Here is a 12,183-nt window from a genome sequence, read left to right as displayed (position 1 = left end):
CACCCGCCACCGCGTCACCGGCCGGCGTGCCCGGGGCCGCCGCACGCCGGGCCGCCCGGTCCCCGCCAGACACGGCCCCGCCGGGCGTCCCGGCCGTGTCACCGGCCCCCGGAACACCCGCCACCGCGTCACCGGCCGGCGTGCCCGGGACCGCCGCACGCCGGGCCGCCCGGTCCCCGCCGGGTCGCCGCCCGCGCGGGCCGGGCCCGGTCGTGGGCTCCCGCCGCCGGTCCTCCTCCCCCGTCAGCGTCTCGGCCAGCCGGGCCAGGCCGTCCCGCAGCAGCGCCAGGTCGGCCTCGGCGGCCCGGTGCGCGGCGAGGAAGGCGGGGTCCCGGTGGGCCGGTGCCGGCAAGGGCTCCCCGGTGATCGCGGCCATCAGGGCGTCCATGCCGCCGTACTCCCCCCGCTCTTCCCCGCCGTGCTCCCCGGCCCCCTCGCGCACCCGCTCGTCCCCCTCGCCCGCCCGCTCGTCACCGCGCCCTGCCCGGCCCGCCCCGTACGCCCCACGGCCCTCGCGGCCCCCGGCGTCCCCCGCGCGCCCCACGTTCTCCCGGTCGGCGGGCATGTCACACCACCTCGTCCTCGTGCAGGCGGGCGCGCAGGGCCCGGACCGCCGTGTGCAGCCTGCTCTTGACCGTGCCCTCGGGGACGTCCAGCGCCTCGGCGATGTCCCGCACGGGCAGGTCGGCGAAGAAGCGCAGGACGACCACCTGCCGCTGGGCGGCCGGCAGCCGGTCGAGGCCGCGGGCGACGGCGAGGGAGAGCAGGCTGGTCTCCTCCCCGGAGGGCCCCGCGGGCTCGCGCAGCGCCGCCAGCCGCTCCCCCAGCCGTTCCTGGCGCCGCTTGGCCCGGTGCCAGTCCATCGCCAGGTTGGACGCGACGACCGCGGCCCACGCCGACACGTCCCGCGGCGCCTCACGCCCGCTCGCGGCCCGCTCCAGCAGTCGCAGCCGTACCTGCTGTACCCCGTCCGGCAGGTCCGACTGCGGCACCCCGCCGAGCGCGAGCACCGCCCGCACCCGGCGTTCCTGGGCCGCGTCCAGCGGATCGTCACCGGCCCGGTCCCGGCCGGCGGCGAACACCCCCTGGTCGCGGCGCGTCCTTCCGCGCAGCACAAGCCACCCCCCTCACGCGTGTGCCCCTACGACGCGGCACCGGGCCGAAACGTTCGGTGCGCGGCGGCCGGGCGGAGAGGCGTACGTCACACCTTCGTATGGCGGGGGCCCGCGCGGGCAGGGTCCGGGACGGCACAGCTTGCGGCGCGGGACCGCCGTGGAGGGAATTTCTCCAGCTCAGCGGCGTGCCGGGCGGACGTATGGAACCGTTCGCGGGGCACCGGTGTCCCATTCCCCGGGCACACCCGGCAAAGAATTGGACAGGTGGACCGGGGTCGGCCGCATGATGGAAACGCCCCGGTCAGGCAAGAGACACACAAGAGGGAGTCGCCGTGAGGGTCGGAATCGTCGGAGCCACCGGTCAGGTCGGCACGGTCATGCGCAGGATCCTCGTGGAGCGGAACTTCCCGGTCACGCAGCTGCGCCTGTTCGCCTCGGCCCGCTCGGCCGGGTCCGTGCTGGACGGTGTGACGGTGGAGGACGCGGCGACCGCCGACTACACCGGCCTGGACATCGTGCTGTTCTCGGCGGGCGGTGCGACCTCGAAGGCCCTGGCCGAAAAGGTCGCCTCGCAGGGTGCCGTCGTGATCGACAACTCGTCGGCCTGGCGCAGGGACCCCGAGGTCCCGCTGGTGGTCTCCGAGGTGAACCCGCACGCGATCGCCGACCGCCCCAAGGGCATCATCGCCAACCCGAACTGCACCACGATGGCCGCGATGCCGGTGCTGAGGCCGCTGCACGAGGAGGCCGGGCTGGAGGCGCTCGTCGTCGCCACCTACCAGGCGGTGTCCGGCTCGGGTCTGGCGGGCGTGGCCGAGCTGCACGGCCAGGTGCAGAAGGTGGCGGCCGAGGCCGACAAGCTCACCCACGACGGGCAGGCGGTCGACTTCCCCGAGCCGCAGGTCTACAAGCGCACCATCGCCTTCAACGTGCTCCCGCTCGCGGGTTCCGTCGTGGACGACGGGACGAACGAGACCGACGAGGAGCAGAAGCTGCGCAACGAGTCCCGCAAGATCCTGGAGATCCCGGAGCTGAAGGTCTCGGGCACCTGCGTGCGCGTGCCGGTGTTCTCCGGCCACTCCCTCCAGGTCAACGCCCGCTTCGCGCGTCCGCTCTCCCCGGAGCGGGCCACCGAGCTGCTGGCGAAGGCGCCGGGCGTGGCCCTGTCGGACATCCCGACCCCGCTCCAGGCGGCCGGCCAGGACCCGTCGTACGTCGGCCGCATCCGCCGCGACGAGACGGTGGACAACGGCCTGGCCCTGTTCGTCTCCAACGACAACCTCCGCAAGGGCGCCGCGCTGAACGCGGTGCAGATCGCGGAGCTGGTGGCGGCGGAGCTGTCGGGCAAGTAGCGACGCGTGCGAAGCCGGGGCGGTCACGGTGACGTGACCGCCCCGTGCGCGTCGCGGACCGGGGCGGTGGGGGTGAGGGCCGCCAGCCCCGCGAGCACGCCGCCGGTGAGCAGGACGGCGGTCAGGCCCGGGCCGTCCGCGAGGCGTCCGCCGGCCAGCGCGCCGAGGGCGATGGCGGCGTTGAACACCCCGGCGAACAGGGCGGACGCGGCCTCGGGGGCCTCGGGCGCGGCGGCCGTCAGGGCCCGCTGGCCGGACACGGACACCCCGCCGTACGCCAGTCCCCACACCAGCAGCAGCGCGGCCGACCCGAGGGCGGAGCCGCCCGCCGGGGCGAGCAGCAGGACGACCGCGCCGAGGACGGTGGCGATCAGCCGCAGGGCGCGGCGCGGATGGCGGGCCGCGAGCGCGCCGCCCGCGAAGTTCCCGGCGACGCCCGCGACCCCGTACCCGAGCAGCAGGGCGCCGACCAGCCCCGGACCGGTGCCCGGGGTGCGCTCCAGGACGGGACGGACGTAGGTGTAGGCGGCGAAGTGCCCGGTGACCAGCAGGGCGATGGTGATCAGCAGCCACCGCACCCGCGGGGTGCCGAGCAGCCGGGGGAACGTGCCGAGGCGGACCGCGCCCTCGGCGGGCAGCGGCGGCAGGACGACGGCCAGCCCGGCCGCCACCAGCAGCGCGCAGCCGGTCATCGCGGCGAACGCGGCGCGCCAGCCCGCCGCCGCGCCGAGGAGGGTTCCGGCGGGCACGCCGAGCACCGAGGCGACGGCGATCCCGCTGAAGACCAGGGCGGTGGCCCGGCCGGCCGAGGGCCCCGGCAGCAGCCGCGCGCCGAGCCCGGCGGCCACCGCCCACACCCCGCCCATGCACACCCCGACCAGCAGCCGGGCGGCGAGCACCACGGGGAAGGCGGGGGCGAGCGCGGTGAGCAGGTTGGCGGCGGCGAGCAGGAGCAGCAGCGCGCACAGCACGGTGCGGCGGTCGGCGCGGCGCACGGCGACCGGCAGCAGCGGCGCGGCGACGGCGGCGACCAGGCCGGGCAGGGTGACCGCGAGGCCCGCGGTGCCGGCGGAGACGTCCAGTCCCGCGCCGAGCGAGGTGAGCAGGCCGACGGGGAGCATTTCGGTGGTGACGACGGCGAAGGTGGCGGCGGCGAGCATGCCGACGGCGGCCCAGGGCCGGTCCGGGCGGGGTGCCGGGGCGCCGGGCCGGGGCGCGGGGTGGGGGGTGCGGGTTCGGCGGAAGACCATGTCCTCAAGCCTTTGCCGCGGACGGCGCGGGAACAACGGCGATCCGCTCACCCTTGCATGAGCGGGAGTGATCGGCGGAGGGAGTCGCGTGTCCGGGCTGGAGTTAAGGGAGTTGGAGTGCTTTCTGGTGCTCGCCGAGGAGCTGCACTTCGGTCGGGCCGGGGAGCGGCTGTTCGTCTCGCAGAGCCGGGTGAGCCAGTTGCTGGCCGCGCTGGAACGCCGGGTGGGCGCCCGGCTGGTGCACCGCTCCAGCCGCCGGGTGGCGCTGACCCCGCTCGGCGAACGCTTCCTGGAGCGGCTGCGTCCGGCGTACGGGGCGCTGCACGCGGCGGTGGCGGACGCCAGGGCGGTGGCCGGGGGCGGGGCCGGGCCGCTGCGGCTGGGCTTCCAGGGGACGGTGTACGCGCAACTGCTGGAGGCGGTCTCGACGTTCGAGGCCGCGGCCCCGGCCCGCTCGGTCGACCTGGTGGAGATCCCGTACGCGGATCCGTTCGGGGCGGTGCGGCGGGGCACGGTGGACGCGGCGGTGGTGCTGCTGCCGGTGGAGGAACCGGACCTGGTCCTCGGCGCGGTCTTCTCCCGGCAGCGGCACGCGCTGGCCGTCGCCCGCCGGCACGCGTTCGCCGCGCGGGACCGGGTCGGCGCGGCGGACCTCGCGGCGGTGCCCCTGATCGGGGTGACGGCTCCGGCCCCGCCGTACTGGCGGGCCGCCCGTGCCCCCGGCGCGCTGCCCGGCCCGGCGGCGACGACCCTCCAGGAGGCCCTGTGCCTGGCCGCCGCCGGTCGCGGCGCCCTCCTGCTGTGCCACCCGACGGCCGCCCAGCACCAGCGCGCCGACATCGCCTACGTCCCCGTGGACGGCGTCCCCGACTCCGCGCTCGGCCTGATCTGGCACCGCGACACGGAGACGGAGACGGTCCGGGAGTTCGCCCGGGTGCTGGCGGGGCTGGAAGCGGGCCGCGGGGCGGGCCGGTCCGCCGAGGGGGCACCCGGTGGTGTGCCGGGCGCCCCCTCGGCCGTGGGCTAGCGGGTCGTGGCCGCCGCGTCCGCGGCCTGGGCCCGCAGGGCCCGCTCGATGCCCGCGCGGGACTCCGAGACCAGGCGGCGCAGGGCCGCGTTCGGCTCGGCCGTGGCGAGCCAGGTGTCCGTCCTGGCCAGGGTCTCCTCGGAGACCTGGACCGCCGGGTACAGGCCGATGGCGATCTGCTGGGCCATCTCGTGCGAGCGCGACGCCCACACGTCCTTGAGCACCTCGAAGTACCGGTCGGTGTACGGCGCGAGCAGCTCGCGCTGGTCGGTCTGCACGAAGCCGCCGATGACGGCCTCCTGCACGGCGTTGGGCAGCTTGTCGGAGTCGACGACCGAGGCCCACGCCTCCGCCTTGGCCTCCGCCGTCGGGCGGGACGCGCGGGCGGTGGCCGCGTGCCGCTCGCCGGCCGCCGTCCTGTCCCGCTCGTACTCGGCCGCGATCTCCGTCTCGTCGTACCGGCCGACGGCCGCGAGCCGCTCCACGAACGCCCAGCGCAGCTCGGTGTCCACGGCCAGGCCCTCGACGGTCTGCGTGCCGTCGAGCAGGGCCTCCAGCAGGTCCAGCTGCTCCGGCGTGCGCGCGGTCGCCGCGAACGCCCGGGCCCAGGCCAGCTGGTGGTCGCTGCCCGCCTCGGCCGCGCGCAGGTGGGCCAGCGTGGCGTCGGTCCAGCGGGTCAGCAGCGCCTCGCGCGCCGACGGGTCGGCGTACAGGTCGACGGCCAGCTTGACCTGGCGCTGCAGCGACTGCACCACGCCGATGTCGGACTCCTTGCCGATGCCGGACAGCACCAGGGAGAGGTAGTCGCGGGTGGCCAGTTCGGCGTCCCGCGTCATGTCCCAGGCCGACGCCCAGCACAGCGCGCGCGGCAGGGACTCGGTGAAGTCGCCGAGGTGCTCGGTGACCACCGCGAGCGACCGCTCGTCCAGCCGGACCTTGGCGTAGGACAGGTCGTCGTCGTTGAGCAGCACCACGGCCGGACGGCGCCTGCCGGTCAGCTGCGGTACGGCGGTCAGCTCGCCGTCGACGTCGAGTTCGATCCGGTCGGTGCGCACCAGCTTGCCGGCGTCGGACAGGTCGTAGAGGCCGATCGCGATGCGGTGCGGGCGCAGCACCGGCTCGCCCTTGGCGCCGGCGGGCAGCGCCGGGGCCTCCTGGCGGACGGCGAAGGAGGTGACGACGCCGTCGGCGTCCGTCTCCACCTCGGGGCGCAGGATGTTGATGCCGGCCGTCTCCAGCCACTTCTTCGACCAGGTCTTCAGGTCCCGGCCGGAGGTCTCCTCCAGGGCGCCCAGCAGGTCCGACAGGCGGGTGTTGCCGAACGCGTGCCGCTTGAAGTACGCCTGCACGCCCTGGAAGAACTCGTCCTCGCCGACGTACGCCACGAGCTGCTTGAGCACGCTGGCGCCCTTGGCGTACGTGATGCCGTCGAAGTTGACGAGCACGTCGTCCAGGTCGCGGATGTCCGCCATGATCGGGTGGGTGGACGGCAGCTGGTCCTGCCGGTAGGCCCAGGTCTTCATGGAGTTGGCGAACGTGGTCCACGAGTGGGGCCACCGGGAGCCGGGCGCGGCGGCCTGGCAGGCGATGGAGGTGTAGGTGGCGAACGACTCGTTCAGCCACAGGTCGTTCCACCACTCCATGGTGACCAGGTCGCCGAACCACATGTGGGCCAGCTCGTGCAGGATGGTCTCCGCGCGCACCTCGTACGCCGCGTCGGTCACCTTGGACCGGAAGACGTACTGGTCGCGGATGGTCACCGCGCCCGCGTTCTCCATGGCGCCCGCGTTGAACTCGGGCACGAACAGCTGGTCGTACTTCTGGAACGGGTAGGCGTAGTCGAACTTCTCCTGGAACCAGTCGAAGCCCTGCCGGGTGACCTCGAAGATCGCGTCGGCGTCCAGGAACTCGGCGAGCGAGGGCCGGCAGTAGATGCCGAGCGGCACCGACCGGCCGTCCTTCTCGTACACGCTGTGCACCGAGTGGTATGGGCCGGCGATCAGCGCGGTGATGTACGTCGAGATGCGCGGGGTCGGCTCGAAGGACCAGACGTTGTCCTTCGGCTCGGGCGTCGGCGAGTTGGAAATGACGGTCCAGCCCTCGGGCGCCTTCACGGTGAACCGGAAGGTGGCCTTCAGGTCCGGCTGCTCGAAGGAGGCGAAGACGCGGCGGGCGTCCGGGACCTCGAACTGCGTGTACAGGTAGGCCTGCTCGTCCACCGGGTCGACGAAGCGGTGCAGGCCCTCGCCGGTGTTGGTGTAGGCGCAGTCCGCGACGACGCGCAGGACGTTGGGGCCCTCCAGCAGGCCCGGCAGGGCGATCCGCGAGTCCGCGAAGACCTCGGCGGGGTCGAGCCGGTCGCCGTTGAGGACCACCTCGTGGACGGCCGGCGCCACCAGGTCGATGAAGGACTCGGTGCCGCCCCGGGTGACGTCGAAGCGCACCGTGGTCACGGACCGGTAGGTACCCCCACCCTGCGCGCCGGAGAGGTCGAGATCGATCTCGTACGAGTCAACGGTGAGCAGCTCGGCCCGCTGCTGCGCCTCTTCGCGAGTCAGGTTTGTGCCAGGCACGCGGTCATCTCCTCGTTATGTGTCGGTTGCGTCATCCTTCCATGGGAGTGACGGGGAACGCGATGTCCGTCCCCCGCCGGTGTGCGCGGCGCCGGACACGCCGAAGCCGGACGGGCGGCCGTCGGTGGCCGGCCCGTCCGGCCGGGGGCGTGGCGGACCCGGTGGTCCCGGCTCAGCCCACCACGATCACCACGACACCGGTGCCGACGAGGCCGTTGCGGAAGCCGTTGCCGAAGAAGTCGTTCCGGGCGAAGCCGCAGCCGTTCCCCCAGCCGCGGTCGAAGCAGCCGTGGTGGGTGGAGACCTGCCGCGGGGCGGCCGCCGAGGCCGTACCCGCCGTGCCGATGGCGGCGCCACCGGCCAGGACGGCACCGGCCGCGGATACCGCGAGAAGACGCCTCACGCGTTGTGCTTTCATGGGCCTACCTTCCTTCCACGCCCTCGTCGGGGGTTTCCGGTACGGGGGCGACGGCCGCTGCGGCGGTGCGCGCGGGTGCTGGTGCCGCGGGGGCGAGGGGTACGGCCCACGCCCTGCCGGGGTCCGTGACCAGGGCACTCGCCGACGGTGGGCACACCGCCCGATCGCGGCCCTCCTCCAACACGCTAGCGGCCCCCCGGACCCCCGGCATCTCGGCCACCGTCCTGCGCCCTCCGCCGGGGCCGCCACCCGCTCGCCCGCCCCGCGGTCACCGGCACCCGGCGCCCCGGCCGCGGACCGGGGGTTCAGCCCCGGCCGATCCGTCCGGCCGCGGCCGTCAGGGCGTCCAGGGTGTGGGTGAGGGCCCTGGCCGAGGTGGCGCCCTTGCGGACCGAGGCCGTGACGTGGCGGACCGGGCGGTTCGCGGTCAGTTCGCGGAGGGTCACGGCGGTGCGGGGGTCTGCCGCCGTCCTCGGGACGAGGGCGACTCCCATGCCCGCCTCCACCATGGCGAGGATCGCGGTCCAGCCGGAGGCCGAGTGGCCCTGGCGGGGGCTGAAGCCGGCCGCCTCGCAGGCGCGGCGGGTGATGTCGGACCAGGGGCCGCTGCCGCCGTAGATCCAGGGTTCGGCGGCGAGGTCGGTGAGGGTCAGGCCGGGGGCCGTGGCGAGCGGGTGGTCCACGGGGAGGGCCACGTCCAGCGGGTCGGCGAGCAGCGGGACGTGGGTGAAGCGGGGGTCCGGGGCGCTCGGGGCCTCGGCCGCGAGGGACACGGCGAGGTCGACGTCCCCGGCGGCCAGCAGCCGGTACGCCTCGGCGGCCTCCGTCTCCCGGACCCGGACGCCCACTTGGGGGTGGGTCTGCCTGAGGGCCCGTACGGCGGGGACGACCAGGGCGGCAACGGCGGTCGGGATGGCGCCGACGCGGACCTCGCCGGCGTCGCCGTGCGCGTAGGCCGCCAGGGCCGCGTCCGCCCGCTCCAGCTGCTCGAACACCGGCTCCGTGTGGGCCAGCACCAGCCGGGCCGCGTCGGTGAGCCGGACCCGGCGGCCCCGCGCCTCCAGCAGGTCCACGCCGAGCTGGGCGGCGAGGCCGGTGAGCTGCTGGGACACCGCCGACGGGGTCATGTGCAGGGCCGCGGCCGTCGCGGTGACCGTGCCCCGTTCGCGCAGGGTGCGCAGGATCCGCAGCTTCCTCAGGTCCCACTCGCTCATGGGGCGCACGCTACACGGCGCCCTCAGCGGCGGGAGCCCGCGCCCAGCACCACCCCGGCCATGATCAGCGCCAGGCACAACAGGGCCGCCGGGCCGGTGTGTTCGCCGAGCAGCGCCCAGGACAGCGCGGCGACACAGACCGGCTGGAGGTAGTAGACGATGCCGGCGCGGGTGGCGCCGATCAGGGCGATGGCCTTGTTCCAGGCGAAGAAGGCCAGCGCGGAGGAGGCCACGCCGACGTAGAGCAGGGGCCAGACCGTGCCGGGCGCGGGGCGGAAGCCGCCCTGCACGGCGAGGCTCGCGGCCTGCGCGGGCAGCAGCAGCACGGTGCCGGCGAGGAACGTGGTGAACAGGAAGGCGGTGGGGTGGAGTTCGGCCGGCCGGCGGCGCAGCAGGGCGCTGTAGCCCGCGAAGCAGCAGGCGGCGGCCGGCATCCACAGGGTGCCCGGGGAGAAGTCCGCGCCGCCGCCGGCGACCAGCAGCACCACGCCCGCGCACGCCAGGAGCAGCCCGGTGGTGCGCCGGGCGCCCAGCCGTACGCCGCCCAGCCGCTCGAACACGGCCATGAGCACCGGCGAGGCGGCCATGATCATGCCCATGGTGGCGGCCGGGGTGGTCAGGCCGGCCTGGTTGACGAGGGTGTTGTAGAGGGCGACGCCGAGGAGGGAGGCGAGCAGGACGTAGCGGGCGTGGCGCCGGAAGAGGTGGCGTTGCCGCCAGGCCCGCCGGGCGCCGAAGGGGGCGACGGCGAGCAGGGCGATCACCCACCGCCAGAAGGCGTGCTGGAGGGGCGGGACGCTGTCGTGCAGGCCCCGTGCGGTGACGAAGCTGCCGGACCAGACGACCGTGGCGAGCGCCGCGCAGGCGAGGCCGAGGAGCGGGGCGGCGGCCTGCCGGGAGCGGGGGGCGCGGGGCGCGGGAGCGGTGACGGGGGCGGTCTGGTGCGCGGCTGCGGGCACAGGGGGCCTTTCCGGGCGGGTCGGCGGGAGGAGGGGTGGTCCTACCGTCGCAGGGCCGGAACCATCAGGTCCATCGAATCTTTTCGATCGTTCTTTTCAGTTTTCCTGAACAGTTGGGGAGTTCCGCCGCCGCCCAGCTGTCCCGCCACCGTCGCTCCGAACGCCAGCGCCATGCCCGCCGTCTGCACCGGGGTCAGCGCCTGGCCGAGGGCCGCCCAGCCGACGACGGCGGCGGTCAGCGGGGAGAGCGGGCCGAGGAATCCGGCCTGGGTGGCGGTGAGCCGGCCGATCCCGCGGAACCAGAGCCAGTAGGCGAGGGCGGTGTTGGCCAGGGCGAGGTAGAGGTAGCCGCCGACGGCCCGGCCGTCGAGGGCGGGCGGGGCGCCCTCGGCCAGCAGCGCGAGCGGCGCGATGAGCAGGCCGCCCGCGGTGAGCTGCCAGCCGGTGAGCGCCAGCGGCCCCACTCCCGCCGGGCGGCCCCAGCGCTTGGTCAGCACGGTGCCGGCCGCCATGGACACGGTGGAGGCGAGGGCCGCGAGGACGCCGACGAGGTCCAGCGCGCCGGCCCCCTTCAGTACGACGAGACTGACGCCGAGCGCGGCCACCAGCCCGGTGAGCAGCGTGCGCGGGGCCGGCCGCTGCCCGAGGAGCAGCGCCGAGAGGCCGACGACGAAGAGCGGCCCGGCGGAGCCGACGACGGCGGCCATCCCGCCGGGCAGCCGGTAGGCCGCGACGAACAGGAGCGGGAAGAAGGCGCCGATGTTCAGCGCGCCGAGGACGGCCGCCTTCGCCCACCAGGTGCCGCGCGGCAGCACCCGGGTGGCGGCGAGCAGCAGCAGTCCGGCGGGCAGGGCGCGCAGCAGGGCCGTGAACAGGGGGCGGTCCGGCGGCAGGAACTCGGTGGTGACCGCGTAGGTGGTGCCCCAGGACACGGGGGCGAGCGCGGTGGCGGCTACGACGGCGGTCGCGCCGGGGGTGCGGAGGGCCATGGCGGGCCTTTCGGAGGTCACGGCGCGGTGGCCGCGCGTGGACGGACCATCGGGCAGCTTGGGTAGCTGGTAAGTAGCTTAGCTCTAAGCTACTTAGTTGCAAGTGGCTTTCTTGCGGGCAAGCGGAAAGGGGCCGATACTCGGCCCATGCACGCACAGCCAGCCGACCCGGTCGACGCGATCATCGAACAGTGGGCGCGGGTGCGCCCCGAGCTGGACACCCGGCCGATGGAGGTGTTCGGCCGGATCTTCCGGCTCTCCCGCGCGATGGGCGACCGGATGGAACGGGCGTACCGGCCCTACGGCATCACCCGGGGCGAGTTCGACGTCCTGGCCACCCTGCGCCGCTCCGGCGAGCCGTACACGCTGTCGCCGCGCGAGCTGTCGGCCACGCTCATGCTGACCACCGGCGGCACCACCGGCCGCCTGGACAAGCTGGAGCGCGCCGGGCTGCTGCGCCGCTCCCCCGACCCGCACGACCGGCGCGGTCTGAGGGTCACCCTCACCGAGGAGGGGCTGCGGCTCGTCGACGAGGCGGTGGACGCGGGCCTCGCCGAGGAGAGCGCGGCGCTGGCCGCCCTGGACCCGCAGCAGGCCGGCTTGCTGGCCGGCCTGCTGCGCGAGCTGCTCGCCACGACGGCCGAGTAGCCGCACCGGCCGCCTCGCGGGCGCCGGCCGGCCGCCCGCCGACGCGCGCGGGCGCCGGGGCGCCGGCCGTCCCGGTGCCGCGCACGCGAAAACGCCGGGGGCGCCGGTCTCACCCGGGTGCGGCGTACGCGCGCAACCACGGGAGGACGGGCGCCCCCGGCGAAGGAACCGGCGGGGCGGTCAGGCCTTGGCCCCGGCCCCGGGCTTCACGTTGATGTTGGACGAGGTGGTGTCCTTCCTGGCCCGCGACCTGTCCAGCACCATGACCAGGCCGGCGATCACCACGAACAGCACCAGCGGGAGGAAGACGTACAGGCCCAGCGTCTGGATGACGCTCAGGCCCGGGCCGGGGTCGTCACCGTCGTCGCGGGTCAGCGCGAGCGCGGGGGACGACATGAGCAGCATCATCAGCGTCGTACCGGCGGCCAGGGCGCCGGCGCGCAGGGCGTTGTTCTTGTCCACGCATTCAAGTTAGCGAACCGGGCCGAAGGCCGCGCGCCCGGGGTGCCTTACCGGCGCGGGGGGGGGGGGGGGGGGGGGGGGGGGGGGGGGGGGGGGGGGGGGGGGGGGGGGGGGGGGGGGGGGGGGGGGATCCCCGTGCCGCCTCCTCCACGTCCTCACCCTCGAGCACACGCCCA

General features: G+C 75.4%; 11 protein-coding genes and 1 pseudogene. 3 read left to right on the top strand and 9 right to left on the bottom strand.

The window, feature by feature from the left end; all coding sequences use genetic code 11:
* A pseudogene (locus tag ACZ63H_RS32180) lies at positions 1 to 565 on the bottom strand (hypothetical protein); the annotation flags it as partial.
* A 1-nt stretch (position 566) separates the two neighbouring features.
* Positions 567 to 1,115 carry an RNA polymerase sigma factor gene (locus ACZ63H_RS32175; protein ID WP_469871162.1) on the bottom strand — a complete coding sequence of 183 codons (549 nt, stop codon included), beginning with the start codon at positions 1,113 to 1,115 and terminating at the stop codon, positions 567 to 569.
* Positions 1,116 to 1,447: 332 nt separating this feature from the next.
* On the opposite strand from ACZ63H_RS32175, the gene ACZ63H_RS32170 reads away from it, so the two are divergent.
* Positions 1,448 to 2,467, top strand: coding sequence for an aspartate-semialdehyde dehydrogenase (locus tag ACZ63H_RS32170; protein WP_469871160.1), 1,020 nt, complete (start codon positions 1,448 to 1,450; stop codon positions 2,465 to 2,467).
* Between the two features lie 23 nt (positions 2,468 to 2,490).
* Here ACZ63H_RS32170 and ACZ63H_RS32165 read toward each other — a convergent pair whose 3' ends face one another.
* Complete coding sequence (locus ACZ63H_RS32165; protein ID WP_469871158.1) at positions 2,491 to 3,717, bottom strand: MFS transporter; 1,227 nt, start codon at positions 3,715 to 3,717, stop codon at positions 2,491 to 2,493.
* A gap of 88 nt (positions 3,718 to 3,805) precedes the next feature.
* Here ACZ63H_RS32165 and ACZ63H_RS32160 point away from each other — a divergent pair, with 88 nt between their 5' ends.
* Positions 3,806 to 4,744, top strand: a complete 939-nt coding sequence (locus ACZ63H_RS32160) for a LysR family transcriptional regulator (RefSeq protein WP_469871156.1) — start codon at positions 3,806 to 3,808, stop codon at positions 4,742 to 4,744.
* Here ACZ63H_RS32160 and pepN read toward each other — a convergent pair.
* The 5 genes from pepN to ACZ63H_RS32135 form a co-directional block, all read right to left on the bottom strand.
* Positions 4,741 to 7,317, bottom strand: coding sequence for an aminopeptidase N (gene pepN, locus ACZ63H_RS32155; protein WP_469871154.1), 2,577 nt, complete (start codon positions 7,315 to 7,317; stop codon positions 4,741 to 4,743). The genes ACZ63H_RS32160 and pepN overlap by 4 nt on opposite strands.
* Before the next feature lie 172 nt (positions 7,318 to 7,489).
* Positions 7,490 to 7,735 carry a hypothetical protein gene (locus tag ACZ63H_RS32150; protein ID WP_469871152.1) on the bottom strand — a complete coding sequence of 82 codons (246 nt, stop codon included), beginning with the start codon at positions 7,733 to 7,735 and terminating at the stop codon, positions 7,490 to 7,492.
* A 305-nt stretch (positions 7,736 to 8,040) separates the two neighbouring features.
* Positions 8,041 to 8,949 carry a LysR family transcriptional regulator gene (locus tag ACZ63H_RS32145; RefSeq protein WP_469871150.1) on the bottom strand — a complete coding sequence of 303 codons (909 nt, stop codon included), beginning with the start codon at positions 8,947 to 8,949 and terminating at the stop codon, positions 8,041 to 8,043.
* Between the two features lie 23 nt (positions 8,950 to 8,972).
* On the bottom strand, positions 8,973 to 9,908 hold the full coding sequence (locus tag ACZ63H_RS32140) for a DMT family transporter (protein WP_469871148.1): 936 nt from the start codon (positions 9,906 to 9,908) through the stop codon (positions 8,973 to 8,975).
* Between the two features lie 41 nt (positions 9,909 to 9,949).
* Positions 9,950 to 10,897, bottom strand: a complete 948-nt coding sequence (locus tag ACZ63H_RS32135; RefSeq protein WP_469871146.1) for an EamA family transporter — start codon at positions 10,895 to 10,897, stop codon at positions 9,950 to 9,952.
* A gap of 147 nt (positions 10,898 to 11,044) precedes the next feature.
* On the opposite strand from ACZ63H_RS32135, the gene ACZ63H_RS32130 reads away from it, so the two are divergent.
* Positions 11,045 to 11,545 (top strand): MarR family winged helix-turn-helix transcriptional regulator, encoded by a 501-nt coding sequence (locus ACZ63H_RS32130; protein WP_469871144.1) that lies wholly within the window; start codon positions 11,045 to 11,047, stop codon positions 11,543 to 11,545.
* A gap of 180 nt (positions 11,546 to 11,725) precedes the next feature.
* Here the strand turns inward: ACZ63H_RS32130 and ACZ63H_RS32125 are convergent, their stop codons facing one another.
* Positions 11,726 to 12,007 carry a hypothetical protein gene (locus tag ACZ63H_RS32125; protein WP_467933776.1) on the bottom strand — a complete coding sequence of 94 codons (282 nt, stop codon included), beginning with the start codon at positions 12,005 to 12,007 and terminating at the stop codon, positions 11,726 to 11,728.
* Positions 12,008 to 12,183: the final 176 nt, after the last annotated feature.

It is taken from the genome of Streptomyces sp. NPDC104831 (genome assembly GCF_055583025.1).
Note: the sequence above shows the minus strand (reverse complement) of the source record. Positions and strands in the feature narration are given on the sequence as shown.

Coding starts and splice junctions, on each gene's coding strand:
- ACZ63H_RS32165 (WP_469871158.1), bottom strand. CDS start 3,717: ATGGTCTTCCGCCGAACCCGCACCCCCCACCCCGCGCCCCGGCCCGGC.
- ACZ63H_RS32150 (WP_469871152.1), bottom strand. CDS start 7,735: ATGAAAGCACAACGCGTGAGGCGTCTTCTCGCGGTATCCGCGGCCGGT.
- ACZ63H_RS32145 (WP_469871150.1), bottom strand. CDS start 8,949: ATGAGCGAGTGGGACCTGAGGAAGCTGCGGATCCTGCGCACCCTGCGC.
- ACZ63H_RS32135 (WP_469871146.1), bottom strand. CDS start 10,897: ATGGCCCTCCGCACCCCCGGCGCGACCGCCGTCGTAGCCGCCACCGCG.
- ACZ63H_RS32130 (WP_469871144.1), top strand. CDS start 11,045: ATGCACGCACAGCCAGCCGACCCGGTCGACGCGATCATCGAACAGTGG.